This is a genomic window from Rathayibacter sp. AY1E3, from assembly GCF_002932235.1.
Taxonomy (GTDB): domain Bacteria; phylum Actinomycetota; class Actinomycetes; order Actinomycetales; family Microbacteriaceae; genus Rathayibacter.
This window is the reverse complement of the sequence record NZ_PSVN01000003.1, coordinates 163,621-189,312: the sequence shown is the minus strand read 5'-3', so window position 1 is coordinate 189,312 and position 25,692 is coordinate 163,621. Positions and strand designations below refer to the sequence as shown.

The following is a 25,692-nucleotide window of genomic DNA, read 5'->3' as shown; positions in this document are numbered from 1 at the left end:
CCCTAACGTTCGAGGGGTCCGCACTCCCCGACGCGAAGGAACGCCATGTCCGAGACCGCCGCGCCCACGATGTCCCGCACCTCCGTCGAGCGCTGGTGGATCATCGCCGTCTCGCTGATCGCGATCGTGCTCGGCGTCATCGCCGTCCTGATCCCCGGTCCGACGCTGCTGACCGTCGCCATTGTCTTCGGCATCCACCTGATCGCCGCGGGCGTCTTCCGCCTGCTGCTGGCCTTCACCGCCTCGCGGCTCGATGCCCGGGTGCGCTGGCTCGCGGGCCTGCTCGGCGCCCTGATCCTGGTCGCGGGCATCCTGTGCCTGTCGAACCCGTTCGAGTCGCTGAGCGTCCTGGGCCTCGTGATCGGCGCGGGCTGGATCCTCGACGGCGTCTCGAGCATCACCAGCGGCCGCACCGTCGCCGGCCCCGCGTGGCTGCCGATCGCGGCAGGGATCGCCTCGGTCATCGCGGGCGTCCTGACGATCATCATGCCCGTGCTGGCGCTGGCCTCCTTCGTCACGGTCGCGGCCATCCTGCTGATCGTCGTGGGCGTCTCGGGCCTGCTCCTGCTCCCGGGCCGCACGAAGCGCCCCGAGGGCGCCGAGGCGTAGACCGCGCGGATGGCCGATCCCGATCTCGTCCCCGAGCTGCTCGTCGCCGACCTCGACCGGAGCCTGGGGTTCTGGTGCGGTCCCTGCGGGTTCCGGATCCACTACGCCCGGCCCGAGGAGGGCTTCGCGTACCTGGTCCTCGGCTCCGCGCACGTGATGCTCGAAGAGGCGGAGCGGGGCCGCAACTGGATCGCGGCACCGCTGGAGCGCCCGCTCGGCCGGGGGATGAACCTGCAGCTGCACGTCGACGACGCGGACCGGACGGCGGCGGCGCTCGCCGAGGCCGGGACGCCGCTGTTCTCGCCGCTCGAGACCCGCTGGTACCGGGTCGGAGCGGAGGAGGCGGGCGTCCGTCAGCTGGTGGTCGCCGATCCCGACGGGTACCTGCTGCGGTTCCAGTCGTCGCTCGGACGCCGACCGGCCCGAGCGGACGTCCCCGTCGCTCCCTGACCGGCCGACTGCGCCACCATCCGCTCGGCTCAGGACGTCATGCCAGCGAGTGACGACCGTGACACCGCGCGGCTGGTTGCCTCGGAGACATGACGCAGCACCCCGCCACCGCGACCCTCCCGCAGGTCCCGGCCGCCGCCCTCTCCGAGCCCGCGATCGAGCAGGCCGCCTCGGCGGAGCACGAGCCCCTCGTCCGTCCGGCAGACCTGGTGTCGGCGCTCACGGGCGTCGCGCTCTGCTTCTTCTCCCTCTTCGTCTACGCCATCGCGCACTGGCAGTACTTCGGCACGGACGTCGACGAGGTGAGCGTCCTCGGCTGGCTCGCGCCGCTGATCGCCGGCGTCGCCGGCCTGCTGTCGGCCGTCGTGTCCGTCGGGGTCCGCGCCTCCGGGCGCCGCGCCGAGCGGACCGCGGCATGATCGCCGTCCTCGCCGGGCCCGGCCTCGAGGCCGCGGAGCAGCTCCTCGTCCGCGCCGGATGCCTCCGCCCCGAGCACCCGTGGGCGGCCGGTGCCGCCACGGAGGCCGCGCCGCGGATCGACTTCGCCGTCCTCGCCGAGCAGGCGTGCCTCCTCGACCTCTCGGAGGAGGCGGTCGCCCGCATCGCCGTGTCGCTCGCCACCGGCCGTCCCGTCGATCTGCGGAGCGCCTTCGGGCATCTCGCGCGCGACCACGCTCAGCTCGTCATGACCGCGGTCGCCGCTGCCGCCGGGCACGACCGCGTGAGCAGCCGGATCCGCGTGGTCGGCGACGAGCGCCGGGTCGAGACGGCGCCGCCCCTGGCCGTCTGGCCCTCCTGAGCCCCCCGCCCGCCCCGATCGGGCGGGCGCGCTCGCCGATCCGACCCTGGGCTCCGCGTTCCTCCGATGCTCCGGCCCGGTGAGCCGTACGGAGGTGCCGTGCCGCCGACCCGCGTCGCTACGGCCTTTCGGAGGTGCCCGGTTTAGGGTGTCCGTGTGCAACGAGTCGACGATTTCCCAGGAGCCGGACCGGTGGCGACCTCACCCGAATCCGGTGACCAGGGGGAGGCGTCCGCGCATCGGCTCTCCCCGACGGCGACCTCTCCCGTGCAGGTGACGAGCGGCGAGGCCGGCTACCAGGGCGGCAACGTGGCCGATCCGGTGTGGCAGTCGTGGCGCGACGAGCTCGCCAAGGTCGGCGGTCCGTCGCCCCTGCTCCACTTCGTGGACTCGCCCCGGACGCGCATCGAGCTCTCGACCACGCACCCCGGCGGGCTGCCCCCGTTCATCTCGGGCAAGACGACGCTCCTCTCCTCGCTCATCCGCGACGAGCTCGCCCTGCGCACCGCGAAGAACGCCGCGGGCGCGATCACCGACAAGGGGATCGAGCTGCGCTCGGTCCGCGGCATCGAGGGCGTCCACCTCGCCATCGGCCTCGCCCAGTGGCGCGCCGGCGACACGGAGTTCACCGCTCCCGTGCTCCTCCGCCCGCTCGCCATCCGCCGCTACGGCCGCGACTTCGAGCTCAAGCTCAAGGGCCAGCCCTACTTCAACCCGCAGCTCGCGCGCGCCCTCAAGCAGCAGTTCGGCATCACGATCGACCCCGAGCAGTTCGTCGAGCTGGCCGTGCAGAACGGCGTCTTCAAGCCGCAGCCGGTCATCGACCAGCTGCGCGGCCTGACCTCGCACCTGCCGTGGTTCGCCGTGCACCCGCGCCTCGTGGTCTCGAGCTTCGCCGACGTGGCGGGCGACATGCTCCGCGACGCCCGGATGCTCGAGCACCCCGTCCTCGACGCCGTCGCCGGGAACCCGGCCGCCAAGCGGGCGCTGCAGCAGTCGCAGAAGGTGGCGTCGATCATCCCGCAGGACGAGCGTCCTCCGGCGACCGACAACCTCCTCCTCGACGCGGACGCCGAGCAGGAGCAGGTGATCGCGAACATCGCGGCCGGCAACTCGCTCGTCGTGAAGACCCTTCCCGGCACGGGCGGCACCCAGACCATCGTCAACGCGATCGGCGCCCTGGCCGCCCAGCACAAGCGCGTGCTGGTCGTCAGCGCCCGCCGGTCGAGCCTCGACAGCATCCACCAGCGCCTGCTCTCGGCGGGCCTGGGCGGCATCGCGGTCGGGCCCCGCACGCTCCGGCGCGACCTCATCCAGTCGATCGGCCGCAACGAGAAGGCGGCGCGCCCCTCCGTCAGCGAGATCGACGACGCCCTGCTCCGGCTGCGGAAGGTGCTGCTCGACTACCGCGGCGCGCTCTCCCGGCGCGACGAGAGCTTCGGCGTCTCGGCGCTGCAGGCCCTCGAGGAGCTCGCCCGCCTCTCGCAGCTGCGGACGCCCCCGTCGACCGCCGCCCGCCTCGACCGCCGCTCCGTCACCGCTCTCGCGCACAGCCGCCCCGAGGCGACCCGGATGCTGATCGAGTCGGCGCGCCTGGGCGAGTTCCGCTACGGCCCGGGCGACTCGCCCTGGTACGGGGCCCAGTTCGACTCCACCGCCGACGCCGAGATCGCCCACGAGCTGGCCAAGCGCCTGCACCTGCGCGACCTGCCGCGCCTGCTCGACCGCGCCCAGGACGTCATCGGCCAGACGCGGATGCGCCCGTTCGAGTCGGTCGCCGAGCTCGGCATCTACCTGCGCCTGCTGCAGGACGTCCGCGAGACGCTGGACAAGTTCCAGCCGGCCGTCTTCGACCGCTCGATCCAGGACCTCATCGTCGCCACCTCGCCGCGCCGCGAGGCCGCCGAGATGTCGTCCACCAACCGCCGGCGCCTGAAGAAGCTCGCCCGCGAGTACCTGCGTCCCGGCGCGCACGTCACCGACCTCAACGCGGCGCTCCGCCGGGTGCAGCAGCAGCGGACGCTGTGGCAGCGCTACGCGGTCGCCGGCACGATCCCCGAGGTCCCGGTCGGCGTCGCCGACGTGCAGGTGGCCTACCAGCAGGTGACCGACCAGCTGAGCCGTCTCGACGAGCCGCTCGGCCGCCGCGGGACGAACCTGCAGCTCGCCTCGCTCCCTCTCGCCGAGCTGGCCTCGATGGTGTCCGGCCTCGCCGAGGACAGCGAGGTGCTGGCCAACCTCCAGGAGCGGACGACCCTCCTCGCCACCCTGCGCGACTGGGGCCTGGACCCGCTGCTCACCGACCTCTCGCGCCGCCACGTGCCGGCCGAGCTGGTCGCGGGCGAGCTGGACCTGGCCTGGTGGCGCTCGGCGCTCGAGATCATGCTGACCGACGAGCGTGCGCTGCTCGGCGGCAACACGAGCGTGCTCGACCGGCTCGAGGCCGACTTCAAGCTCGTCGACGAGGCGCACGCCGCCTCGAGCGCCGAGCTGCTGGCCTGGAAGCTCTCCGAGACCTGGAAGATCGGGCTCGTCGACTGGCCGCAGGAGCGCGACGCGCTGCGCGCGCTGCTGCGCACCGAGGCGGCGACGACCCCTCAGGAGCTGCAGAAGGCGGCTCCGCACCTCTCGCGCGTGCTCGCTCCGGCCTGGCTCGCCTCGCCGTACGAGGTGCACCGCATCGGCACCGAGACGACCTTCGACGCGGTGTTCCTCGTCGACGCCGGGGCGACCACGCTGGCCGAGAACGTCGGAGCGATCCGCCGGGCCAAGCAGGTCGTCGCGTTCGGCGACCCGGTCACGCAGACCCCCACTCCCTTCGGCCTGCGCGTCGACGAGACGCCGGAGTTCGGCTCCACCGCCTCGCGGACCGACGTGGAGGCGCTGCACGCCCAGTCGGCGCTCGCCCGACTCGGCGAGCTGCTCAACACCGTCACGCTCACCCGCAGCTACCGCGCGGGCGGCGAGGACCTGGCCGAGCTGGTCAACCGCCGCTTCTACGGCGGCCGCATCGACTCCCTGCCCTGGGCCGGCTCCTTCCTCGGACACGACTCGCTCCGCTTCCACTACATCGCGAGCGGGCACGGCATGCCCGAGAACGACTCCGGAGCCGTCGAGTCCGTCGACGCCGAGGTCGCGAAGGTGGTCGAGCTGGTGCTCGAGCACGCCGTGATCCGTCCGCGCGAGTCGCTGATGGTCATCACCGCGAGCCCTCGCCACGCCGTGCGGGTGCAGCAGGCGGTGCTGACGGCCTTCGCCAAGCGCACCGACCTGAGCGACTTCATCCTCGGCGATCGGCCCGAGCCCTTCGCCGTCGTGACTCTGGAGCAGTCGGTCGCGCAGAGCCGCGACCGCGTCATCTTCTCGATCGGCTACGGCCGGACGCCCCACGGTCGCCTGCTGTCGAACTTCGGCGCGCTCGCGGAGCCGGGCGGAGAGCGTCTGCTGGCGGTCGGGATGACCCGTGCCCGCCGCTCGATGGACATCGTCTCGTGCTTCCGCCCGGGCGACATCGACGAGTCGCGCATGCGCTACGGCATGGTCGCGCTCGCGCAGGTGCTGCAGGAGGCGGAGGACCGCGTCCAGCCGAGCGACCGCGACGACTACTCGGAGCCGATGCTGGTGGACCTCGCCGCGCGCCTCGAGCGCCGCGGACTCCGGGTCAACATCGGGCACAAGGGCAAGCTGGCCCTCGTCGCCGCGCACGGGACCCGTGCCGTGGTGGTCGAGACCGACCGCGACGTGAGCACGCAGAGCCTGCGCGTGTCGCTGCGCCTGCGTCCGGAGCTGCTGCGCCGGCTGGGCTGGCACTACCTGCGGGTGCACAACTTCGAGCTGTTCGCCGACCCCGAGGCCGTGGCCGCGCGGGTGGCCGGGCTGATCGGTGCGACCGCGGGGGAGGAGCAGACCCCTGCTCCCGCCGCCGGTGAGGCTCCTGCTGCTCCTGCCGCTCCTGCCGCCGCCGCCGCTCCGGCGTCGGGGGAGACGCAGCCCGTCGAGCCGCTGCCGCGCGACTGATCGTGGCGCCGGATCCCGACGCCCCCGCGGGTGCCGACCGCCCGTTGCGGCGCACCCGCGGCGGTCGGCGGGCGACGCTCCCCGCGAAGCCGGGCACCGATCCGTCCCCGCACGACGCTCCGATCGCCGACCCCTCCGCACCGCCCGCTCGCCCCGACACCGGCCCGAACGACGCACGCCTGCGCCAGGACGTCCCCCCGCACTACTGACGTCAGCCGGACCGGCCGGTGATCCGCGAGTCGGCGCTCGACCCGTCGACGACCTCGGACCTCACCCCGCCGCGCCCCGCCTCGACGAGCGAACGCGTCACGCCGCTGTCCGGCGACCGCTCACGTCGGACCCGGCGACGGTGACCGGCTGCTTCCCGTCCGGTGCCTGCGGACGATCGCGTCCGTCCGGTGCCTAGCTGATCGACCGCTTTCCGCCTCATGCCCAGCGATGTCCGATGAAGGCGTGGACACAGGAACGATCAGTCCCCGCCGGAGACGCTGAAGGCCCCGATAGGCGACCTGCCGAGGGTGCAGGTGTCGTCCGAAACGCGTGCCAGCGTTTCGAACGCACTGTTCGCACACCGCTCCACGGAACGCTCTCCATCGGGAAGCCGACCGCGGTCTTCTTCCGCCTCCGGCGGAAGAAGACAGGACAACTCAGTCGACGTGCTTGCCGGAGTTCGCGGTGGTGGCGGTGCCGTTGTTGGCGAGCAGGTCGCGGATGTCGGCGAGGAGCTCGAGCTCGGTGGGGGCCTTGTCCTCCGCGGCGGGGGCGTCGGCGGCCTTCTTGGCGAAGGCAGCGTTCTTGAGGTGGTTGATCGGCAGGACGAACGCGAAGTAGAGGACGAAGGCGACGATCACGAACTGGATCAGGGCCGAGACGACCGAGCCGTAGGCGATGACGGTCGGGTCCTCGCCGTTCTCTCCCGGTCGGATGGGCCAGACCAGGGCCTCGAGGGAGGAGGCGTCGAAGATCACGCCGATGAGCGGGTTGAAGATCCCCGTCACGATCGCGTTGACGATGGTCGTGAAGGCGGCGCCGATGACCACGGCGACAGCCAGGTCGATGACGTTGCCGCGGAGGATGAACTCCTTGAAGCCGTTGATCATGATTGTTCCGTTTCTGCCGTGAGCGGTGGGTGGCGGGTCAGCTCCCGGAGGAGGAACCCGAGGAGGAGGACCCGGAGGAGCCCGAGGACGACGAGGAGGAGGACGATCCGGAGCCCGAGGACCCCGAGCCGGACGAGGAGCCGCCCGAGCCCGATGAACCCGAGGATCCGGAGGAGGAGCCGCCCGATCCCGAGGAGCCCGACGACGAGTCGGATGAGCCGGAGTCGGATGCGCCCGAGCCGGACGAGCCGGCACCCGAGGAGGAGGAGCCGCCCTCGCTCGACTTCCCGCCGGAGCGGGAGTCGGTGCGGTAGAAGCCCGAGCCGTTGAAGGTCACGCCGACCGCGCTGAACACCTTGCGCAGCGCCCCCTGGCAGCTCGGGCACTCGGTGAGCGTGTCGTCGGTGAACTTCTGCTGGATGTCGAAGGCGTTGCCGCACTGCGTGCAGCGGTAGGAGTAGGTGGGCACAGGGGGCTCCTCGGAGGCGGGTGGGGGAGAAGGAGGACGGGGTCAGTGGCGCAGGTCGACGATGCCGGAGGGAGTGACGACTCCGTCGACGGCCTGGTCGTGGACCTCGCTGGGCACCCGGTCGACGAGCTCGCTGTCGAAGACGACGGCGTAGACCGGCGGGCACTTCTCCATCGAGCCGAGGGTCTTGTCGAAGTAGCCGCGCCCCCAGCCCATCCGCATCCCCTGCCGGTCGACGGTGGCGGCCGGGACGACGATGAGGTCGACGTCGTTGATCGCGATGGGGCCGAGCAGCTGCCCGACGGGCTCGGGCATGCCGAACAGGCCCTGGGTCTCGGTGTGGCCGTCGCCGACCGCCCAGTCGAGCAGGCCGTCCTGGCGCGAGACGGGGAAGAGGACGCGGATGCCGTGGCTCTCGGCCCAGCCCAGGAACGGCCGGGTGCTCGGCTCGTCCGGAGCGGAGAGGTAGCACGCGAGGGAGCGGGCCCCCACGCGGGTGGCGAGCTCGATCAGGTGGGCGGTGATCTGCTCCGCGGCCTGGTCGCGAGCGGTCGAGGTCTGCGTGCGGCGGCGCTCGCGCAGCTCGGCGCGCAGCGCCCGCTTCTCGTGCGTGATGTCGGCTGGCATGCGCTCAGTCTAGAACCGGGCCCCGCGCCGGCCTCCGCACGGACGACCCTGAGGGACGCTCGTCCCGGACCGCCCCGGAACGGGGTCCGGCGCCTTCTGTCGCCGGTCCTGGCGCGAAACTCCCGCGACTTCCCCCGCCGCTAGGATGGCGCCCCATGGGCACTCGAATCCGCAAAGCAGTCATCCCCGCCGCAGGTCTCGGCACCCGCTTCCTGCCGGCGACGAAGGCCATCCCCAAGGAGATGCTGCCGGTCGTCGACAAGCCGGCGATCCAGTACGTGGTCGAAGAGGCGGCGGACGCCGGCCTCCAGGACGTGCTCGTGATCATCGGGCGCAACAAGAACGCGCTCGCCAACCACTTCGACTCGGTGCCCGAGCTCGAGCAGAACCTGTCCCAGAAGAAGGACGACAAGAAGCTCGAGCACGTCAAGTACGCCAGCGACCTCGCCGACGTGCACTTCGTCCGCCAGGGCGAGCCGAAGGGCCTCGGCCACGCGGTCTCCCGCGCGCAGCGCCACGTCGGCGACGAGCCCTTCGCCGTGCTCCTCGGCGACGACCTGATCGACGCCCGCGACCCGCTGCTCTCCCGGATGATCGACGTCGCCGAGCAGCGCGACACCACGGTGGTCGCGCTGCTCGAGGTCGACCCCGACCAGATCCACCTCTACGGCTGCGCGGCGGTCGAGGCGACCGACGAGGACGACGTGGTGCGGATCACCGGGCTGGTCGAGAAGCCCTCCAAGGAGGACGCCCCCTCGAACCTCGCGATCATCGGCCGCTACGTGCTGAAGCCCGACGTGTTCGGCGTGCTCGAGCACACCGCTCCGGGCAAGGGCGGCGAGATCCAGCTGACGGACGCGCTGGAGCGCATGGCACAGGACCCGGCCGAGTTCGGCGGCGTCTACGGCGTCGTGTTCCGCGGCCGCCGCTACGACACCGGCGACAAGCTCGACTACATCAAGGCCATCGTGCAGCTCGCCTCCGACCGCGACGACCTCGGCAAGGACCTCAAGCCCTGGCTGAAGGACTTCGTCGCCGGCCTCTGAGCCCCGGCGAGCGCTCCTCCGGAACGGACGGGACCCCCTGCTGCGGCACGGGATCCCGTCCGTTCGTCCGTTCCCCGAGAGCACGGAACGCCGCGGAGTCCAGTCCCCCTCCCGCAGTGCGGCGGAGCAGTAGGGTCGCATCATGCCGCTCCCGATCCCGACGCTCACCGAGGGTCGTGTCACCGTCCGCCCCATCCGCGTGCGCGACGCCCGCCCTCTCGAGCGGGAGCTGATCGCGAACCGGTCGTGGCTGCGCCAGTGGGAGGCGTCCGACCCCCGGGGAGGCGCCGCATTCGACGTGCGCGCCAGCATCCGCTCGCTGCAGCAGAACGCGCGGGCCGGCGGGGGAGTGCCGTTCCTCATCGACTGGGACGGCGAGCTCGCCGGGCAGCTCAACATCTCGAACATCGGGTACGGCTCGCTCTCCTCCGGGTCGATCGGCTACTGGGTGTCCGAGCGCTACGCCGGGCGGGGGATCACTCCGATCGCCGTGGCCCTCGCGGCCGACCACGCCTTCCTCGACCTGGGGCTGCACCGGATCGAGATCTGCATCCGCCCGGAGAACCGGCCGAGCCTGCGCGTGGTCGAGAAGCTCGGCTTCCGCTACGAGGGCCTGCGGCGACGCTTCATCCACATCAACGGCGACTGGCGCGACCACTTCTGCTTCGCCCTCGTGGCGGAGGAGGTGCCCCGCGGCGTGCTCCGCCGCTACCTCGACGGGCAGGTCCCGTCGGAGGTCGGCGTGCCGACCGACGCGGATCTCCGCGCCTCGCGCCGCTCGGGTCTCTCCGGACCCTCCGACGGCGCCGGTGTCCCTCCGACGGGGCCCCGACTGATCCGCGATCCGCACGGACACACCTACCCGTAATGACGGACGGGAGTGCCCGGTGCTCCTAGCGTTGTCCGCATGAGTAGCGACTGGCTGGGCGGGGGCGTCGTCTGGGCGCTCGCCGCCGTTCTGTGGGTCGCCTACCTGATCCCCACGTGGATGCGCAGGCGGTCGTACAACGCGACCGAGCGCAACGCGGTGAGGCTGCAGCAGACGCTGCGGATCCTCGCCGAGACCGCGGAAGTGCCCGAGCACGTGCGTGCGGAGGCGACAGCCCGCGAGGTGGCGCTGCAGCAGCGCCGGCTCCGGGTGACCGAGACACGACGACGAGCCGAAGAGAAGGCACAGGCGATGGAGCTGGCACAGGCGGAGAAGGCGGCGCGCGACGCGCTGCGACGGGCGACCGCGAGCGCACGGCGGAGCACGCGATCGGGGCCCTCGGTCCTGCGCTGGCGCCAGGGCGCCGCGCTGGCCGTGCTGGTCGGGGCGGTCGCCGCGCTGGTCGGGCTCATGATGCTGCCCTTCGGCGGCACGGGTGCGGTGCCGCTCGTCGGCCTGCTCCTCGCCGTCGCGGGGCTCGGCACGCTGATCCTGCTGGCTCCGGGTCGCCGCCGCGCCGCCGCTCCGGCCGCGACAGCGACGACGGCCGCCGCGACCGAGCGCCGGCGCGCCGAGGTCTTCGAGGCCGAGCTCGCCGAGGAGGCGGCGGACGACGCCTCCGAGGAGCTCGCCGAGGACCGTGCGAGCTGGACGCCGCAGCCGCTCCCCAAGCCGCTCTACCTCTCCCGGGGCACGGTGGCCGCCTCCGCGATGGCGTCGATCGACGCCGTGGAGCGCCTGCGCACCGCCGCGGCGGAGGCGGAGCTCGCCCAGCGCGCCGCCGCGACCGCTCCCGAGGTGGCGCCGCTGCGCGTCCCGCGTGCCGCCGCTCCCGCTCCCGAGGCGCCGCGTCCCTCCTCCCGCTTCGCCGCGATGGGCGTCGTGGACGGCGTCGACGCGATCGACCTCGACCAGGCGCTGCAGCGCCGCCGCGGGGCCTGACTCGAGCGCGAGGCGCCTGCTCGTCCGTGCTAGTGTGGACGAGTTGTTCGGGCCGGTGACGGCTCGGAAGGCACGGGTCCGTGGCGCAGTTGGTAGCGCGCTTCGTTCGCAATGAAGAGGTCAGGGGTTCGAATCCCCTCGGATCCACCACCACAGAAGGCCCGCTCGAGAGAGCGGGCCTTCTGCTTTGTGCCGGCGGCCGGATCGGGAACCTCGCCTGTTCGGCGGGTCGACCGCCTCGCGGCCTCGACGCGCTCGTCGGCGGAGAAGTGGTCCGTTCGATCGGCACTCGGTACTAGGCGTCTCCGCCGATCCTGGCTCGACCGCCGAGGACGGCGACTCCTGTCGAGACTCCGGCGACTGCGACCATCGCGACGATGCCCAGTGCCCGGAGCGCGAACGCCTTGTGCTCCGAATCCTTGAGCGCTTCGTCGTCGATCGCTTCTTTGAACAGCCGAAGGACCGAATAGCGGTCCGCCGCGCTCAGGGTGTCACGATCCAGTTCGCGGTTCAGGACGGCGCGGTACTCGGCGAAGGCCCTGTGAACCTTCTTCTGACTCTTCCAGTTGGCTCGAACGGCTGAACTCGCCTGATCTCGCACTTCACTGAACGAGTCGAGGACGAGATTCTTGAAATCCGGGAACTGCTCGACGACCTTCAGGGCGAGCTCCTCGCTCATGTTCGGCAGCTCGGATGTGAACGCGATGAACTTCTCTTTCGACAGATTCCTCCAGGAGTCGATACCGATCCTCTGCTTGAGATCGTCCTCGTTCGAGTAGTCCATGCTGATCCCTCTTCCCTCCACGGCGACGGCCGATCATCGCTTCAGAGTATCGAGGAGGAGCCGTCGGTCCACGTGCTCTCCGGGCGGGAGAGCGCGCGGGCCGGTCGTGCAGGTCCTGACGATCGGGCGCCCGAAGCTGTGGGCCGCTCGCCTCCGTGCGTCCTCCGTGTCCCCCATCCGGGCCGCGCCGGACGGGAGCCGCCCTCCTCCGGTCCGTCAGGGGAGCCGCGGCGACGTACGCTCGCCCCTCGTGCTCTCGCAGCACGCGAGGCACTCGAACGATGGACGACCAGGGGACGGGACGACATGGGGACCACAGCACACAGGGCACGGCGGAGAGCAGCAGGGGTCGGCGCGGGGGCGATCGCGCTCCTGGCGGGGCTCCTGGCGGCACCGCCGGCGCAGGCGTCCGGGACGCAGACGCTGCTCGCGCTCGGCGACTCGATCACGCGCGCGGCCACGACCTGCGGGGTGAACCGCGACTGCGTCGAGAACTCCTGGGCGACGGGATCGGCGCCCGCGGTCGAGTCGATCGCGAGCCGGATGGCGGCGGCGGATCCGCGGACGGCGGTCCGCGCGGTGAACTACGCGAAGTCGGGTGCGGTCATCAGCGGAGTCGAGTCGCGGATCGACGCCGCGGTCGCGGCCGGAGAGGAGCCGGACGTGGTCACGCTGCTGATCGGCGGCAACGACCTCTGCTCGCTGAGCCTCTCGCCCGACTCCCGCGACGGCTACGCGATGACGCCCGCGGCCTCCTTCGCCGCGTCGGCGACCCGGATCCTGCGCTCGATCGGCGAGGAGTGGCCGGAGGCGACGGTGCTCGTCGGCTCGGTCCCGGACATCGAGTCGGAGTGGGAGGCCGTGAAGCCGACGCCGGGCGCCGCGATCTGGGCCTGGGGCGGGGTCTGCCGGACCCAGCGCGGAGTCGACGCCACGACCGGAGCCCCGCTGACCGGCTCGGCCTACACCGCCTCGCTCGCGGCGGCGGAGGACCGGGAGGCCGACTTCAACGAGGCACTCGAATCGGCCTGCGCATCCGCCGCGAACGACTGCGTCTGGGACGGCGGCGCCCTCACGGCGGCTCCGATCTCGCTCGACCAGCTCTCGACGGACGTCGACTACTTCCACCCGAACGTCGCCGGCCAGGCGATGATCGCGGAGGAGCTGTGGACGGCCTGGGGCCTCGGCGACGAACCGGCCCCGACCCCGACCCCGACTCCCACGTCGGCGCCCACCGCGGCTCCTGCTCCGGCACCCGCAGGCTCGCCCGCGCCGTCGCGCGACACCACGGCTCCGAAGACCGTCATCACCGCACCGACGAGCGGATCGACGGTGCGCGGCTCGGTCACCCTGGTCGCCACTGCCAAGGACGACGTCGGCACGACGAAGCTGAGCTTCTGGAGCGGAGCGACGCGGCTGGGCGACGCGACGAGGGCGTCGGACGGCACGTGGCGCCTGACCGTCTCGGCCTCCTCCTACCCGACCGGGCGGTACGCGATCGTCGCGCACGCCTACGACGCCGCGGGAAACCTCGGGCGGAGCGCTTCGATCACCCTCAAGCGCTGAGCGGCTGAGGGGGCCGCCACCGGCCCCCTCAGCCCCGCGCGACGAGCAGCACGTCGGGACGATCCCAGTTCTCGACGGTCTGCAGCACCCAGAAGATCCCGAAGAGGGCGAGCGCGACGGCCTCGCCGAGCAGGAGCCACTGCTCGCCGAGAAGTTCCGCTCCCCGCCCCGTGAGAAGCAGGAGCACCAGCGCCGCATCGACCGCGGCGATCAGCACCGCGAGAACGGCGTAGCAGCGGGAGTAGAAGCGCGGCGTCCCCGGCCCGCTCGCTCCCTCCTCGCCCACCGCGACGGCGTGCAGACCCGCGGTGACGGCGATGAGGAGGAAGAAGACGCCGGCGGCGGCGTAGTGGCCGAGCCGCAGGAACGACGGGAGCGTGCTCCAGGCCGCCAGAGCGACCAGGAGGGCGGCGGCGATCGCGGTGCGGACGAGCGCCCAGCGGTCGAGGACCCGGTCGAGGGCGAGCAGGATCACGGAGGCGACGAGGACGGCCGCGGCCGTGACCAGGTAGGCGGGCAGGGAGGCGGAGACCTCACCCGCGGCCGTCGCGGGAAGGCACGACGCCCCTCCCGCCGGGCACACCGCTCCCTGGAGGCGCTGCAGCTCCTCCGAGGCGAGGGGCACCGGCACGATCGCGATGACCGGCGCCGTCATGCCCGCCAGCAGCAGGAGGAAGCGCCGCACGCTCCTCCCGGCGAGGACGACCAGCGCGACGCCGACCGCGAAGAGCGCCCCGGTGAAGAGGGAGCGGACCGGGGTGTAGTACGAGGCGCTGATCGAGCGCAGCGGGCCTCCGACGACGAGCTGGTGGACGAGGCCGGCCGTGAGGAGCACCACGGCCGCCACCAGGGAGAGGCGGACGTAGCGGTAGGTGCGGAGGGAGGAGACGGCGCCGCCCCCGCCCAGCGCGTCGCCGCGGGCCACCCGGCTACTCCGCGCGCAGGCCGGAGGAGGCGAGGGCGAAGTCGACGTCGATGCGGATCGCGACGCGGAGGGGGTTCGGGCGCGGGGTGCGGTAGCGCTGGGAGTAGAGCTCGACGGCGCGCTGCACGGCGTCCGGCTCCTCCTCGATCGTGGCCGGACCGCCCAGGCTCAGCCACCGGATGCCGTCGACCTGCCCGACCGTCGCGGTGCCGCCCCGCCGGACGTTGAGCACCTTCTGGCTCTCGCGGGAGGTGATGACGCGGACGACGCCGTCCTCGTAGGTGAAGCCCACGGCGACCACGTGCAGGCGGCCCTGGCGGCCGGGGGTGGAGAGGGTGGCCAGGTGGCGCTCGGTGACGAAGGCGAGGCCGTCGGCGCTCAGGATGCTCATCCCGCGAGCGTAGCCGGAGGCGCCGACGCGCTCCTGGGGGCGGACCGCCGGTCAGCCCTCGAGGATCAGCGCCTCGCCCTGGCCGCCTCCGCCGCAGAGCGCGGCGACGCCCAGACCGCCGCCCCGGCGCCGGAGGGCCAGCGCCAGGTGCAGGGCCAGCCGTGCTCCGGAGGCGCCCACAGGGTGGCCGAGCGCGATCGCCCCGCCGTCGAGGTTGACCGCCTCGGGCTCGACGCCGAGATCGTCCGCCGACTGGAGGACGACGGAGGCGAACGCCTCGTTGATCTCGATCAGGTCCAGGTCGGACACCGCTGCACCGCGGCGGCCGAGCGCCCGGAGGATCGCCGCCGACGGCTGTGAATGCAGGGAGTTGTCCGGTCCGGCGACCTGCCCGTGCTCGGCGACGGTCGCGAGCCAGGGCAGTCCGCGCTCGCGGGCCCAGCCGCGGGACACGACGACCAGCGCGGCGGCGCCGTCGGTGATCGGGGACGAGCTGCCCGCGGTGATCGTGCCCTCGGGTGAGAACGCGGGAGCCAGCCGGGCGAGCGTCTCGACCGTGCTGTCCTCCCGGATCCCGTCGTCGGCGGACACGACGAGGTCCGGTCCGCGCCGCTGCGGCAGCGCGACCGGCACGATCTCCTCGGCGAGCACGCCCGTGGACCGTGCCGCGGCGGCCCGCTGGTGCGAGAGCGCGGCGAAGGCGGCCTGGCGCTCGCGGCGGATGCCCCGTGCGGCGTTGCCGTCGTCGGTCACCCTCCCCATCAGGCGGCGGTCGAACGGATCGAGCAGGCCGTCGTGGAGGAGTGCGTCCTCGAGCGGACGCGGACCGACACCCAGGCCCGAGCGGGATCCGAGCAGGAGGTGCGGCGCGTTGGTCATCGACTCCTGCCCTCCGGCGACGACCACCTGCGCCTCGCCGAGCCGGATCATCCGCGCCGCGTCGATCACCGCGGTGAGACCCGACAGGCAGAGCTTGTTGATCGTGACCGCCGGGACGTCCCAGCCCAGACCCGCGAGGACCGCGGCCTGCCGGGCGGGGCCCTGACCGGCTCCGGCCTGGATCACCTGGCCGAGCACGACCGCGTCGACGTCGGCCGCGGAGGCGCCCGAGCGCTCGAGAGCCCCTCGGATCGCAGCGGCGCCGAGCTCGACGCCCGAGAGCGGCGCGAAGGCTCCGGAGAACCGGGCGAACGGGGTGCGGGCGCCCCCCAGGATCACGGGGGTGGTGTCGTCAGTGGACACGGGGACTCCTTCTCGACGGTGAGAGCGGGGGAAGCGGTGGGGAGACGGATGCCGGGAGCCGGCCCGGCTCAGGGAACGAGAAGGATCTTCCCGCGGACGTGGCCGTCCTCGCTGAGCCGGTGCGCCTCTGCGGCCTGCTCGAGCGGGAGGCGCGGACCTGTCGCGACCGCGAAGCGCCCCTCGCTCGCCAGCCGGGCGGCCAGCGGCACCCCCTCGCGGCGGAGGCGCTGCTCCTCCTCGGTCAGCGGCACGGGACTGCCGCCGCTCCAGGCCCGGATGCCCAGCTCTGCCGCACGAGGGCCGGCGACCACCGTTCCGACGTGCTGCGGATCCGCCACCAGCGCGAGCGAGGCGGCGAGCGCCTCGTCCGTCCCGGCCGCGTCGAGCACGCGGTCGACGCCCTCGGGCGCTGCGGCGCGCAGCCGCTCGAGCAGCCCGGGCCCGTAGGCGACCGGCACCGCTCCGAGCGCGCGCAGCGCCTCGTGGTTCGCCGGGCTCGCCGTGGCGATCACCCGGGCTCCGCGGTCGACGGCGAACTGGATCGCCGCCCGTCCTACCGCGCCGGCGCCCGCGTGGACCACGAACGTCGATCCCTCCGCGACGCCGAGCGAGACCACCGCCTGGTAGGCGGTGGAGACCGGGATGCCGAGCGCGGCCGCCTCCTCGAAGCCGAGTCCGTCGGGGAGCGGATCGAGGGAGTCGGGGGAGACCGCGACGGCGGTCGCGTAGGTGCCGGTGGCGCCGCTGACGATGACCCGGTCGCCGACGCTCCAACCGGTCACTCCCGGACCGACGGCGGAGACCACGCCGGAGCCGTCCGACCCGAGCCTCCGCGGACCGTCGAACGGCGGGCTCGGGCGCAGGCCGGAGCGCACCTTCCACTCGATCGGGTTCACACCGGCCGCGCGGACGGCGACCACCACGATTCCGGGCCCCGCCTCGGGCTCCGGCGCCTCGACGGTCTCGAGCACCTCGGGCCCGCCGATCCGCTCGTACTGCACGAACCTCGCCATGTCGTCCTCCTCCTCGCGGGCCACCGCCCGCTCCGGTCGCCTCAGTCCAGCAGACTCTCGCGCACCTGGCGGCGCAGCACCTTGCCGATCAGCGAGGTCGGCAGCTCGTCCACCGGGACGATCCGCCTGGGCACCTTGTAGGGCGTCAGGTGCAGCCGGCAGAAGTCGCGCAGCGCCTCCGGATCCACGGCCGTCCCGGCCCGCAGGACCACGGCCGCGGCGACGCTCTCGCCGCCGTCCTCGCGGGGGAGCCCAACGACGGCCGCGCGCGTCACGTCCGGGTGCGACTCCAGCACTCCCTCGACCTCGGAGGGGGAGACGTTGAAGCCGCCGGTGATGATGAGCTCCTTGGCCCGGTCGACGATCGTGACGAAGCCGTCGGCCGAGACGGTCGCAATGTCGCCCGTGCGCAGCCAGCCGCCGGGGAGGAGGGCCTCGGCCGTCTCCTCCGGCCGCTTCCAGTACCCCTGGAACACCTGCGGCCCCCGGAGCAGGAGCTCGCCGGACTCGCCCGGGCCGCGGTCGACCGACGGATCGGCGGGGTCGACGAGGCGGATCGTCGTGCTGGGGAACGGCACGCCCACCGTGCCGGGCCGGCGGGTCGGGCCGACCGGGTTGCCGAGGGCGACCGGCGAGCTCTCGGTCATGCCGTAGCCCTCGACCAGGAGTCCCCGGCTCGCGCGCTCCCAGCGGTCGACCGTCGCGACCGGCAGGCTCATCGCTCCCGAGATCGCGAAGCGGATGCCGCGCAGGTCGAGCTCGTGGCGCTCGGAGGCGCGGGCCAGCGCGTCGTACACGGGCGGCACCGCGGGGAGGAAGGTGGGCGGCGACGACTTCGCGGCCGCCTTCACGAGGCCGACGTCGAAGGTCGGGAACAGCACGACCTTCGCGCCGATGCTGATCGCGAAGGTCAGGCACAGCGTCAGCCCGTAGGCGTGGAACAGGGGGAGCACCGCGTAGAACGTCTCGTCGCCCTCGCGCAGGCCCGGCACCCAGGCGCGGCCCTGCAGGGCGTTCGCACGGAGGTTCGCGTGCGAGAGGATCGCGCCCTTGGGCGTCCCGGTGGTGCCGCTCGTGTACTGCAGCAGGGCCGTGTCGCCGAGGACCGGGCGGGGGTGCGAGCGCGCGATGCGGCGGTTCTTCAGCAGCGACGCGAAGGGCACCAGGGAGCGGCTGCGGGGGGTCGCGGTCAGCTTCTCGCGCGACCGGCGCACCGACGGCAGGGGGAGCCGGAGCGCCAGGCGCTTGCCGAGCGGGAAGGAGCGGGTGAGGTCGACGGAGACGACGCGCTCGATACCCAGGTCGGCGGGCATGGTCGCGACGACGTCGGCGATCTTGTCCCAGACGACCGCGAACCGGGCGCCGTGGTCCTCGAACTGCCGCCGCAGCTCGCGCGGCGTGTAGAGCGGGTTGTGCTCGACCACGATCGCTCCGAGGCGGAGAGCGGCGTAGAACGCCACCACGTGCTCCGGGCAGTTCGGGAGCACCAGCGCGACGCGGTCGCCGGCGCGCACGCCCAGGCGCCGCAGGCCCTCCGCCGCCCGCGCGACCTGCTCGCCGAGCTCGGCGTAGCTGGTCTCGGCACCGAAGAACTCGAGCGCGGTGCCGCGGCGGTACCGCGCGACCGAGTCCTCGAGCAGGTCGACGAGGGTCTGGGTGGGAGGGTCGATCTCGGCGGGCACGCCCTCCGCGTAGGAGGTCAGCCACGGCTTCGTCGCCAGGTTCGAGGATCCGGAGGTCACGGGCCGAGTATCGGGCACCCGCCTCCGCACTTCCTCCGAGGCGCGCGGAGGGGGTGCCGCACTGGGCGCGGGAGCGGCAGGCTGGCGGCATGAGCGCAGCCATCGACCTCCTCCGCGACGCCTTCGGCCGGGTGCACGAGAACGTGCACGCCGTCCTCGACGACAGCACCCCCGATCAGCTCGCGTTCCGCGCGGACGCCCGCTCGAACTCGCCCGCCTGGCTCGTCTGGCATCTCGTCCGGGTGCAGGACGACCACCTCGCCCCGCTCGCCGGCCACGAGCAGGTGTGGACGGCCGACGGCTTCCACGGCCGGTCCGGCCTGCCCTTCGGGCCCGACGAGACCGGCTACGGGCAGGAGCCGGCCGAGGTGGCGGCGCTCGCCGCGGTGCCGGCCGCGCTGCTCGCGGAGTACGCCGACGCCGTGCACCGGCAGACGCTCGCCCTCCTCGACACGCTCGGCGACGAGGACCTCGAGCGCGTCGTCGACGAGCAGTGGGATCCGCCGGTGACCCTCGGGGTGCGGCTGGTCTCGGTGATCGACGACGACACGCAGCACGTCGGCCAGGCCGCGTACGCGAAGGGTCTCGCCGAGCGCTCGGCGCGCTGAGCCCGGCCTCTACGCTGGCGGGATGCGCGCGCTCCGGACCCTGCCCGCGAGCGCGGTCCTCGCCCTCGCCACCGCGCTGACCCTCGTCGGCTCCTGGATCCCCTCCTACTGGAACGACGAGGCCGCGACCCTCCGCCTGGCGCGGCTCCCGGTGGGCGAGCTCCTCGCCTTCGTGCAGGAGAAGGACGCGGTGCACCTGGTCTACGGCCTGCTGATGCACGGCTGGATCGCGATCGCCGGGGAGTCGGAGCTCGCGGTGCGCGCGCCGTCCGCTCTCGCCACGGGAGCGGCGGCGGCGGGCGTCGTCGTCCTGCTGCGATCGTTCGACCGGCCCCGGGCGGCACTCCTCGCCGCCGCGGTGCTCGTGCTGCTCCCGCGGTCCTCGTTCTCGGGGACCGAGGCGCGATCCTCCGCTCTGGCCACCGCGCTCGTGGTGGGGGCGGCGGTCCTCGTCGTGCGGGCGGCCCGCTCCGGAGGCGCCCTGCGCTGGACCGCGTTCGCGGCCGTCGCAGGTCTGGCGAACGCCGTGTTCCTCTACTCCGTGCTGGTGCTGCCGGCTCTCGTCGCGCTCGCCGCGGCCGCGGCGCCCCGGGGTGCCGTGCGGGCTCTCCCGGCGAGCGCCCTCTCTGCACTGGGCGCCGTGCCGGTGCTGCTCCTCGCCGCCGGGCAGAGCGGCCAGGTCGGCTGGCTCCGCTCGCAGCCGGTTACCGCGTTCACCGTCCTGGTCGAGCCGTTCTTCGGATCCGCGTGGTGGCTGGCCGGGATCGCCGTCGCGCTCCTCGCGGTCGCCGCGGTGCGGGGCGGCCTGCGCGGGCCGCTCCTGCCGGCCCTCGTCCTCTGGATCGTGCTGCCGACCGCGGTGCTGGTGCTCGGGACCCTCCTCGTCGAGCCGATGTTCACCCCGCGCTACCTCGCGTCGAGCACGCCCGCTCTCGCGGTCCTCCTCGGCCTCGCGCTCGACTCGTTCAGGGCCCGGACGGGCGTCGCCCTCCTCGCCCTGATCGCGGTGGCCGCCCTGCCGGTCCTCGTGCAGATGCGCACGGTCACCGGGAAGCCGGCCGGGCAGGACCTCCGCGGTCTGGCGGCCGCCGTCGAGGAGCGGGCCCGTTCGGGCGACGCCGTCCTCCTCGGCTCCTCCGGGACGGTCTCGCTCCGGCCCCGCCTGGCGCTCGCCGCCTACCCGGAGGCGTTCGCGGGCGTGGACGATGTCGCCCTCGCCGCTCCGTACAGGACGACGGGCACGTATTCGGACGTCCTGCTGGAGGGCGAGGCGCTGCGCGCCGCGCTCGCCGGGGAGGACCGGGTCTGGCAGGCGCTGCCGGAGGGCGAGGCGGACGCGGTGCTCGCGGAGGCGGGGTTCGTCGCGCGCGAGCGGATCCGGGTGCCGACGACCGTGCTGACGCTGTGGGAGCGTCCGGAGGGCCGCTGATCCGGAGCGCTCGGGGCGTCGCAGCCCCGGAGTGGAGAGACGCCGGAGTGCCCGGAGCCCCGCCGACGGTGTGCCGCTACCCTTGTCCCCGGCGCCGTCGCAGAGCGGTGGCGTCCGCGGAGCGAGGACCGCGCCACCGAGAGGACCCGAACGTGACGTTGCCCGAGACCACCACCACCGCCATCGCGAAGCGGAAGGGGCGCGACGTCGCCCCCGAGATCGCGCGCTCCTGGCTGCTGGTGAACGCCACCCGCACCGAGACGTTCGACGCCGCGCACGCGTCCCGCGCCGACCAGATCGTCCTCGACATCGAGGACGCGGTCGACCCCAAGGCGAAGCCCGACGCGCGGACCGACGTCGCGGAGTGGCTGACCGGCGAGAAGCGCGCCTGGGTCCGCATCAACGACCACTCCACCCCGTTCTGGTCCGACGACGTCGACGCGCTGAAGGGCCTGCCCGGCCTCGCCGGCGTCATGCTCGCCAAGACCGAGGCCGCTGAGCACGTCACCGAGACCTTCGACCGCCTCGGCGGCTCCACCCCGGTGCTCGCCCTGGTCGAGTCCGCCCTCGGCATCGAGGAGGCGGTCTCGATCGCCCGCGCCCGCGGCACCTTCCGCCTCGCGTTCGGCAGCGGCGACTACCGCCGCGACACCGGCACCAGCGCCGACGATCTCGCGATGGCCTACCCGCGCTCGCGCCTGGTCGTCGCCTCGCGCATCGGCGACCTGCCCGGCCCGATCGACGGACCGACCGTCTCGAACAGCCACCCCGTGCTGCGCGAGCAGTCCGCGCTCACGGTCTCGCTCGGCCTCACCGGGAAGCTCTGCCTCGACACCGAGCAGCTCGCCGTGATCAACGAGGTCATCAGCCCGACGCCGTCCGACGTCGCCTGGGCCCGCGACTTCCTCGACGACTTCGAGGCCCGCGGCCGCGTCATCCGCGACGGCAGCGACCTGCCCCGGCTGGGCCGCGCCAAGAAGATCGACAAGCTGGCCACGGCGTTCGGCGTCAACCCGCTGTGATCCGTCGCGGGGAGGGCGCCTCCGCGGCACACTGAGGGAGCCGCGGAGACCCTCCCGCGCAGGACGGAGACTCCGATGGGCGTGGTCAGCACCTTCCTCTGGTTCGACGACGGCGCAGGGGAGGCGGCGCGTTTCTACACGGAGCTGGTGCCGAACTCGCGGATCACCGGAAGCCAGGTGCTGCCGGAGGGCTCTCCGTCGCCCGGCGAGGTGCTGTCGGTGACGTTCGAGCTCGACGGGCAGCGGTTCCAGGCGATCAACGCCGGGCCGCGGTTCCCGTTCACCGAGGCCGTCTCGATCGTCGTGACCGTCGGCGACCAGTCCGAGCTCGACCGGCTGTGGGACGCCCTGATCGCGGACGGCGGCGAGGAGAGCCGGTGCGGCTGGCTCCGCGACCGCTGGGGGCTGTCCTGGCAGATCGTGCCGGAGGTCCTCCCGCGTCTGTTCGGAGGCGCCGACCCCGAGGCGTCCGCGCGCGCTCTGCAGGCGATGCTCGCGATGAGCCGCCTCGACATCGCGGAGCTGGAGCGGGCCCATGCCGGCGCGTGACTCCGCCCGCCCGCGCCGCTCGACCTCGCTGCGGCGCGCGTACCTCCGCGACTACCGCTACGCCTACGGCTCGCGCTTCGTGCACCTGCGGGAGGGCTGGGACGTGTCGCGGTACGCGTCCGGCGACGGCGCTCCGGTGCTGCTCATCCCCGGGATCTACGAGACGTGGCAGTTCCTCCAGCCCATCGCCGAGAGGCTGCACGCGGCGGGCCATCCGATCCACGTGCTGCCCGCGCTCGGCTACAACACGCGGCCGATCGTCGCGTCGGCCGGACTCGGCCAGGACTACCTGCGCGAGCACGATCTGCGCGGAGTCGTCGTCGTCGCGCACAGCAAGGGCGGCCTGATCGGCAAGCACATGATGGTCGTCGACGACCGCGAGGACGGGCGGATCGAGCGCATGATCGCCGTCTCGACCCCGTTCAACGGCTCGTCGCTCGCACGGATCGCCCCGGCGCGGGCGCTCCGGGAGTTCGCGCCCCACCGCCCGCTGATCCGAACCCTGCTGGCCGAGCGCGAGGCCGACGCGCGCATCACGTCGATCTACGGGATGCGCGACCAGTACATCCCCGGAGGGAGCCGCCTCGCCGGGGCGCGCGAGAACATCGCGGTCTCGGTGGTCGGCCACTTCGCGCTGCTCTCGAGCCCGAAGGTGCTCGACCTCATCGCGGCCCGGGTCTGAGGCCGGACCGGATCCGCTGGGCTCGCCGCCCGCGTGAGGCGCCTGCCGTGCGGCGCGACCTCGACCGGAGGACGGCCGCCTCAGCGAAGGGCCGAGCCGCCCGCCGCGCTCAGGACCAGGGAGTGAGCAGCACGAGCGGGATCTGCCGCTCGGTCTTCGTCTGGTACTCGGCGTAGTCCGGCCACGCGGCGACCGCGCGCTCCCACCAGGCCGCGCGCAGATCGCCCTCGAGCACGCTCGCGGCGTAGTCCTTCTTCACGGGCCCGTCCTGCAGCTCGACGTGCGGCTCCTTGAGCATGTTGCCGTACCAGACGGGGTGCTCGGGCGCGCCGCCCTTGGACGCGACGACCACGTACTCGCCCTCGTGCTCGACGCGCATCAGCGCGGTCTTGCGGAGCTTCCCGCTCTTCGAGCCGACGGTGGTCAGGACGATGATGGGGTGGCCGCGGAGGAGGTTCCCCTCGGCTCCGCCGGTCCGCTCGTAGAGCTCCGCCTGCTCGCGGGCCCACTCGGACGTGCTGGGTTCGTACTCTCCGGTCAGCGGCATGCCTCCGATCGTACGGCCGCGGCGGCCCCGGTGGCCGACCCGTGTGCAGGAGGATGGAGCGGTGTTCTCCGCAGACCCGTTCGACCGAGCCCGTATCGCCCTCCTGCGCGACGACCTGATCCGCGCCCGCTACGGCGTGGACGCCGTGCGGGGGCTCTGGGGCGACGAAGCGGCCGAGGCGCTGCACCGCGGCGATCGGGTCCCCGCCCGCCGCGCCCTCGAGCGCAGCGGCGACCACGACGCGCTGGCCACCCTCGCCCGCCTGTTCCTCCTGGCCGATCCCGTCTCGGCCGACGACGCGGACGAGGCGTTCGGCGCTCTCGCGCTGGAGGGGGCGGTGGAGCTCGGCCTGGTGCGCGTCGAGGCCGGAGCCGTCGTCACCGCGGCCCTCGACCTGCGCCCCTACGACGTGGTCGACCAGCGCGGCGCGGCCTCCTGGTGGATCGCCTCCGACCTCGGGGAGCTCGCCCTCGGCCGCGCGCTCGACGAGGACCACGTGCTCGGCGTCGGCGGCGCGAGCCTCACGCTGACCGGCCTGATGATCCAGCGACCCGTCGGCCGCGTGCTCGACCTGGGGACCGGCTGCGGGATCCAGGCGCTGCACGCCTCCCGCCACGCCGAGCAGGTGGTCGCCACCGACATCTCCGAGCGCGCGCTCGCGCTCGCCTCCTTCACCGCGGCGCTCAACGGGATCGAGAACATCGAGTTCCGCCTCGGCAGCCTCTACGAGCCGGTCGCGGGGGAGCGCTTCGACCACATCGTCACGAACCCGCCGTTCGTCATCACGCCGCGAGTCGAGGGCGTCCCCTCCTACGAGTACCGCGACGGCGGGCTGGAGGGCGACGAGATCGTGCGCCGCGTGATCCTCGGAGCAGCCGAGCACCTGGTGCCCGGCGGTGTCGCGCAGCTCCTGGGGAACTGGGAGTACCGGGAGGGCGCGGACGCCTTCGACCGGATCGCGGACTGGCTCGCCGACGCCCGCAGCCCGCTGGAGCAGGCGCTCGAGGCGGGGCCCGAGGGGCTCGACGCCTGGATGGGCGGGACCGCCTCTCCGCTGGACGTCTGGGTCGTGGAGCGCGAGCGTCAGGATCCGGCGGTCTACGCCGAGACCTGGATCCGGGACGGCGGCACGACTCGCGGCCCCGCGTTCGACGCGCTGGTCGACGCCTGGCTGACCGACTTCGAGCGGCGCGGGGTGACCGGCGTCGGCTTCGGCTACGTCACGCTCCGCCTGCCCGAGCAGCCCCGCCCGCCGATCCGCCGCCTCGAGCGGATCACCACGCCGGTGGCGACCGCGGGCCTGGGCGGCCACCTCGCCGCCTGCCTCGACGCGGCCGAGGCCCTCGCGTCGATCGACGATCGCGCTCTGGCGGGTCTCGCCCTGGTCGTCGCCGGAGACGTCACGGAGGAGCGGCACTACTGGCCGGGCAACGACGATCCGACGGTGCTGCGGCTGCGCCAGGGCGGCGGCTTCGCCCGGGTCGAGGAGGTCGACACGGCGCTCGCCGCCGTGGTCGGCGCCTGCGACGGCGAGCTCACGGTGGCGGCGATCGCGGCGGCGGTCGCCTCGCTCCTCCAGGTCGAGGAGGAGGCGGTGTCCGACTCGGTGCTGCCGCGGGTGCGCGAGCTGGTGGCGACGGGGCTGCTGCGGCTGCCCCAGGGGGAACGCGGCTAGAAGAGGGTGGCGGAGTCCTCGACGGGGGGCGCAGCGGCCGCGGCAGGCGCGGCGGCGGCCGTCGGCCATCCGGGTCCGGCGTCGACGGGCTGCCGGCGCTGGTAGGCGGTCGCGGCGCTCCGGGCGCGGACGTCGGCGGCTTCGTTCATCCGGTGGTTGGCGTGCCCCTTCACCCACTCGAAGGTGACCGCCCGGCCCTGCAGCTCCTCGTCGAGCGCCTTGATGATCTCGACGTTCATCACCGGCTTGCCGTCGGCCTTGCGCCAGCCCTTCCGCTTCCAGCCCGGCAGCCACTCGGTGCAGGCCTTGATGGCGTACTGGCTGTCGCAGAGGATGTGCAGCGGCTCCTCCTCCTGCGCGGTCGCGCGCAGCAGCTCGAGCACCGCGGTGAGCTCGCCGATGTTGTTCGTGCCGTGCGACCAGCCGCCCGCGGCCCAGCGCTCGTCGTCGACGTACCAGGCCCAGCCGGCGGGGCCGGGGTTGCCCAGTGCGGACCCGTCTGCGGCGGCGATGATGCTCACGTGCGTCTC

Annotated in this window: 26 protein-coding genes and 1 tRNA gene; 16 read left to right on the top strand and 11 right to left on the bottom strand. The window is 73.4% G+C overall.

Annotated elements, in window-relative coordinates; genetic code table 11:
* Positions 1 to 45: 45 nt before the first annotated feature.
* The 5 genes from C5C53_RS03785 to C5C53_RS03765 all read left to right on the top strand — a co-directional run bounded on the left by C5C53_RS03785 (position 46) and on the right by C5C53_RS03765 (position 5,875).
* A complete protein-coding gene (locus C5C53_RS03785; RefSeq protein ID WP_104232862.1) occupies positions 46 to 609 on the top strand; it encodes an HdeD family acid-resistance protein in 564 nt (187 codons plus the stop codon).
* A gap of 9 nt (positions 610 to 618) precedes the next feature.
* Positions 619 to 1,059, top strand: coding sequence for a VOC family protein (locus C5C53_RS03780; protein WP_104266861.1), 441 nt, complete (start codon positions 619 to 621; stop codon positions 1,057 to 1,059).
* Positions 1,060 to 1,148: 89 nt separating this feature from the next.
* A complete protein-coding gene (locus tag C5C53_RS03775) occupies positions 1,149 to 1,478 on the top strand; it encodes a hypothetical protein (RefSeq protein ID WP_104266860.1) in 330 nt (109 codons plus the stop codon).
* Positions 1,475 to 1,858: a hypothetical protein gene (locus C5C53_RS03770; RefSeq protein ID WP_104246713.1), complete on the top strand. Its 384-nt coding sequence runs from the start codon at positions 1,475 to 1,477 to the stop codon at positions 1,856 to 1,858. The genes C5C53_RS03775 and C5C53_RS03770 overlap by 4 nt, the downstream gene beginning before the upstream one ends.
* A gap of 192 nt (positions 1,859 to 2,050) precedes the next feature.
* Positions 2,051 to 5,875: a DEAD/DEAH box helicase gene (locus tag C5C53_RS03765; protein WP_374954331.1), complete on the top strand. Its 3,825-nt coding sequence runs from the start codon at positions 2,051 to 2,053 to the stop codon at positions 5,873 to 5,875.
* A gap of 647 nt (positions 5,876 to 6,522) precedes the next feature.
* On the opposite strand, the gene mscL is transcribed toward C5C53_RS03765, so the two are convergent.
* Genes mscL through C5C53_RS03745 form a run of 3 tightly spaced genes read right to left on the bottom strand, consistent with a single transcriptional unit; the run spans position 6,523 to position 8,071 of the window.
* The gene (gene mscL / locus C5C53_RS03755) at positions 6,523 to 6,975 is read right to left on the bottom strand and encodes a large conductance mechanosensitive channel protein MscL (RefSeq protein ID WP_181027096.1); all 453 of its coding nucleotides are present in this window, start codon (positions 6,973 to 6,975) and stop codon (positions 6,523 to 6,525) included.
* 37 nt (positions 6,976 to 7,012) lie between these two features.
* On the bottom strand, positions 7,013 to 7,444 hold the full coding sequence (locus tag C5C53_RS03750; RefSeq protein ID WP_104266859.1) for an FmdB family zinc ribbon protein: 432 nt from the start codon (positions 7,442 to 7,444) through the stop codon (positions 7,013 to 7,015).
* 42 nt (positions 7,445 to 7,486) lie between these two features.
* Positions 7,487 to 8,071: a 5-formyltetrahydrofolate cyclo-ligase gene (locus C5C53_RS03745; protein ID WP_104223219.1), complete on the bottom strand. Its 585-nt coding sequence runs from the start codon at positions 8,069 to 8,071 to the stop codon at positions 7,487 to 7,489.
* 155 nt (positions 8,072 to 8,226) lie between these two features.
* On the opposite strand from C5C53_RS03745, the gene galU reads away from it, so the two are divergent.
* The 4 genes from galU to C5C53_RS03725 all read left to right on the top strand — a co-directional run bounded on the left by galU (position 8,227) and on the right by C5C53_RS03725 (position 11,137).
* On the top strand, positions 8,227 to 9,117 hold the full coding sequence (galU, locus tag C5C53_RS03740) for a UTP--glucose-1-phosphate uridylyltransferase GalU (protein WP_104223218.1): 891 nt from the start codon (positions 8,227 to 8,229) through the stop codon (positions 9,115 to 9,117).
* A 142-nt stretch (positions 9,118 to 9,259) separates the two neighbouring features.
* The gene (locus tag C5C53_RS03735) at positions 9,260 to 9,985 is read left to right on the top strand and encodes a GNAT family N-acetyltransferase (RefSeq protein ID WP_104223217.1); all 726 of its coding nucleotides are present in this window, start codon (positions 9,260 to 9,262) and stop codon (positions 9,983 to 9,985) included.
* A gap of 39 nt (positions 9,986 to 10,024) precedes the next feature.
* Positions 10,025 to 10,987 (top strand): hypothetical protein, encoded by a 963-nt coding sequence (locus tag C5C53_RS03730; protein ID WP_104266858.1) that lies wholly within the window; start codon positions 10,025 to 10,027, stop codon positions 10,985 to 10,987.
* Between the two features lie 74 nt (positions 10,988 to 11,061).
* Positions 11,062 to 11,137 (top strand) — tRNA-Ala (locus C5C53_RS03725).
* A gap of 145 nt (positions 11,138 to 11,282) precedes the next feature.
* On the opposite strand, the gene C5C53_RS03720 is transcribed toward C5C53_RS03725, so the two are convergent.
* Positions 11,283 to 11,771, bottom strand: a complete 489-nt coding sequence (locus C5C53_RS03720) for a hypothetical protein (protein ID WP_146084634.1) — start codon at positions 11,769 to 11,771, stop codon at positions 11,283 to 11,285.
* A gap of 306 nt (positions 11,772 to 12,077) precedes the next feature.
* Between C5C53_RS03720 and C5C53_RS03715 the strand changes: the two genes are divergently transcribed.
* On the top strand, positions 12,078 to 13,337 hold the full coding sequence (locus C5C53_RS03715; RefSeq protein ID WP_104266856.1) for a GDSL-type esterase/lipase family protein: 1,260 nt from the start codon (positions 12,078 to 12,080) through the stop codon (positions 13,335 to 13,337).
* 28 nt (positions 13,338 to 13,365) lie between these two features.
* Here the strand turns inward: C5C53_RS03715 and C5C53_RS03710 are convergent, their stop codons facing one another.
* From C5C53_RS03710 to C5C53_RS03690, 5 genes are all read right to left on the bottom strand, one after another.
* On the bottom strand, positions 13,366 to 14,262 hold the full coding sequence (locus C5C53_RS03710) for a hypothetical protein (RefSeq protein WP_104266855.1): 897 nt from the start codon (positions 14,260 to 14,262) through the stop codon (positions 13,366 to 13,368).
* A 4-nt stretch (positions 14,263 to 14,266) separates the two neighbouring features.
* Positions 14,267 to 14,653, bottom strand: a complete 387-nt coding sequence (locus C5C53_RS03705; RefSeq protein ID WP_104266854.1) for a pyridoxamine 5'-phosphate oxidase family protein — start codon at positions 14,651 to 14,653, stop codon at positions 14,267 to 14,269.
* A gap of 51 nt (positions 14,654 to 14,704) precedes the next feature.
* A complete protein-coding gene (locus C5C53_RS03700; RefSeq protein WP_104266853.1) occupies positions 14,705 to 15,895 on the bottom strand; it encodes an acetyl-CoA C-acyltransferase in 1,191 nt (396 codons plus the stop codon).
* Between the two features lie 68 nt (positions 15,896 to 15,963).
* The gene (locus tag C5C53_RS03695; protein WP_104266915.1) at positions 15,964 to 16,908 is read right to left on the bottom strand and encodes an NADP-dependent oxidoreductase; all 945 of its coding nucleotides are present in this window, start codon (positions 16,906 to 16,908) and stop codon (positions 15,964 to 15,966) included.
* A gap of 41 nt (positions 16,909 to 16,949) precedes the next feature.
* Positions 16,950 to 18,650 carry a long-chain-fatty-acid--CoA ligase gene (locus tag C5C53_RS03690; RefSeq protein WP_104223210.1) on the bottom strand — a complete coding sequence of 567 codons (1,701 nt, stop codon included), beginning with the start codon at positions 18,648 to 18,650 and terminating at the stop codon, positions 16,950 to 16,952.
* An 89-nt stretch (positions 18,651 to 18,739) separates the two neighbouring features.
* Between C5C53_RS03690 and C5C53_RS03685 the strand changes: the two genes are divergently transcribed.
* The 5 genes from C5C53_RS03685 to C5C53_RS03665 all read left to right on the top strand — a co-directional run bounded on the left by C5C53_RS03685 (position 18,740) and on the right by C5C53_RS03665 (position 22,940).
* Positions 18,740 to 19,258, top strand: a complete 519-nt coding sequence (locus C5C53_RS03685) for a DinB family protein (RefSeq protein ID WP_104223209.1) — start codon at positions 18,740 to 18,742, stop codon at positions 19,256 to 19,258.
* Between the two features lie 22 nt (positions 19,259 to 19,280).
* Positions 19,281 to 20,687 carry a glycosyltransferase family 39 protein gene (locus C5C53_RS03680; RefSeq protein WP_104266852.1) on the top strand — a complete coding sequence of 469 codons (1,407 nt, stop codon included), beginning with the start codon at positions 19,281 to 19,283 and terminating at the stop codon, positions 20,685 to 20,687.
* 158 nt (positions 20,688 to 20,845) lie between these two features.
* Complete coding sequence (locus tag C5C53_RS03675) at positions 20,846 to 21,709, top strand: CoA ester lyase (protein ID WP_208543400.1); 864 nt, start codon at positions 20,846 to 20,848, stop codon at positions 21,707 to 21,709.
* 75 nt (positions 21,710 to 21,784) lie between these two features.
* Positions 21,785 to 22,258 (top strand): VOC family protein, encoded by a 474-nt coding sequence (locus tag C5C53_RS03670; RefSeq protein WP_104266851.1) that lies wholly within the window; start codon positions 21,785 to 21,787, stop codon positions 22,256 to 22,258.
* The gene (locus C5C53_RS03665; RefSeq protein ID WP_104266850.1) at positions 22,245 to 22,940 is read left to right on the top strand and encodes a triacylglycerol lipase; all 696 of its coding nucleotides are present in this window, start codon (positions 22,245 to 22,247) and stop codon (positions 22,938 to 22,940) included. Before C5C53_RS03670 ends, C5C53_RS03665 begins: the two co-directional genes overlap by 14 nt.
* Positions 22,941 to 23,049: 109 nt before the next feature.
* Here the strand turns inward: C5C53_RS03665 and C5C53_RS03660 are convergent, their stop codons facing one another.
* The gene (locus tag C5C53_RS03660) at positions 23,050 to 23,487 is read right to left on the bottom strand and encodes a nitroreductase family deazaflavin-dependent oxidoreductase (RefSeq protein WP_104266849.1); all 438 of its coding nucleotides are present in this window, start codon (positions 23,485 to 23,487) and stop codon (positions 23,050 to 23,052) included.
* Here C5C53_RS03660 and C5C53_RS03655 point away from each other — a divergent pair.
* On the top strand, positions 23,486 to 25,162 hold the full coding sequence (locus C5C53_RS03655; RefSeq protein WP_104223204.1) for a methyltransferase: 1,677 nt from the start codon (positions 23,486 to 23,488) through the stop codon (positions 25,160 to 25,162). The genes C5C53_RS03660 and C5C53_RS03655 overlap by 2 nt on opposite strands.
* Here C5C53_RS03655 and C5C53_RS03650 read toward each other — a convergent pair.
* Positions 25,159 to 25,683: a ribonuclease H gene (locus C5C53_RS03650; protein ID WP_104223203.1), complete on the bottom strand. Its 525-nt coding sequence runs from the start codon at positions 25,681 to 25,683 to the stop codon at positions 25,159 to 25,161. The two genes, C5C53_RS03655 and C5C53_RS03650, sit on opposite strands and share 4 nt — an antisense overlap.
* Positions 25,684 to 25,692 lie beyond the last annotated feature (9 nt).

Excerpts from the sequence above, each read along its gene's own strand:
- C5C53_RS03715 (WP_104266856.1), top strand. The coding sequence starts at position 12,078 with ATGGGGACCACAGCACACAGGGCACGGCGGAGAGCAGCAGGGGTCGGC.
- C5C53_RS03780 (WP_104266861.1), top strand. The coding sequence starts at position 619 with ATGGCCGATCCCGATCTCGTCCCCGAGCTGCTCGTCGCCGACCTCGAC.
- C5C53_RS03770 (WP_104246713.1), top strand. The coding sequence starts at position 1,475 with ATGATCGCCGTCCTCGCCGGGCCCGGCCTCGAGGCCGCGGAGCAGCTC.
- C5C53_RS03735 (WP_104223217.1), top strand. The coding sequence starts at position 9,260 with ATGCCGCTCCCGATCCCGACGCTCACCGAGGGTCGTGTCACCGTCCGC.
- C5C53_RS03685 (WP_104223209.1), top strand. The coding sequence starts at position 18,740 with ATGAGCGCAGCCATCGACCTCCTCCGCGACGCCTTCGGCCGGGTGCAC.
- C5C53_RS03695 (WP_104266915.1), bottom strand. The coding sequence starts at position 16,908 with ATGGCGAGGTTCGTGCAGTACGAGCGGATCGGCGGGCCCGAGGTGCTC.
- C5C53_RS03655 (WP_104223204.1), top strand. The coding sequence starts at position 23,486 with ATGCCTCCGATCGTACGGCCGCGGCGGCCCCGGTGGCCGACCCGTGTG.
- C5C53_RS03660 (WP_104266849.1), bottom strand. The coding sequence starts at position 23,487 with ATGCCGCTGACCGGAGAGTACGAACCCAGCACGTCCGAGTGGGCCCGC.
- C5C53_RS03775 (WP_104266860.1), top strand. The coding sequence starts at position 1,149 with ATGACGCAGCACCCCGCCACCGCGACCCTCCCGCAGGTCCCGGCCGCC.
- C5C53_RS03730 (WP_104266858.1), top strand. The coding sequence starts at position 10,025 with ATGAGTAGCGACTGGCTGGGCGGGGGCGTCGTCTGGGCGCTCGCCGCC.
- galU (WP_104223218.1), top strand. The coding sequence starts at position 8,227 with ATGGGCACTCGAATCCGCAAAGCAGTCATCCCCGCCGCAGGTCTCGGC.
- C5C53_RS03705 (WP_104266854.1), bottom strand. The coding sequence starts at position 14,653 with ATGAGCATCCTGAGCGCCGACGGCCTCGCCTTCGTCACCGAGCGCCAC.
- C5C53_RS03785 (WP_104232862.1), top strand. The coding sequence starts at position 46 with ATGTCCGAGACCGCCGCGCCCACGATGTCCCGCACCTCCGTCGAGCGC.
- mscL (WP_181027096.1), bottom strand. The coding sequence starts at position 6,975 with ATGATCAACGGCTTCAAGGAGTTCATCCTCCGCGGCAACGTCATCGAC.
- C5C53_RS03670 (WP_104266851.1), top strand. The coding sequence starts at position 21,785 with ATGGGCGTGGTCAGCACCTTCCTCTGGTTCGACGACGGCGCAGGGGAG.
- C5C53_RS03680 (WP_104266852.1), top strand. The coding sequence starts at position 19,281 with ATGCGCGCGCTCCGGACCCTGCCCGCGAGCGCGGTCCTCGCCCTCGCC.
- C5C53_RS03720 (WP_146084634.1), bottom strand. The coding sequence starts at position 11,771 with ATGGACTACTCGAACGAGGACGATCTCAAGCAGAGGATCGGTATCGAC.
- C5C53_RS03665 (WP_104266850.1), top strand. The coding sequence starts at position 22,245 with ATGCCGGCGCGTGACTCCGCCCGCCCGCGCCGCTCGACCTCGCTGCGG.
- C5C53_RS03745 (WP_104223219.1), bottom strand. The coding sequence starts at position 8,071 with ATGCCAGCCGACATCACGCACGAGAAGCGGGCGCTGCGCGCCGAGCTG.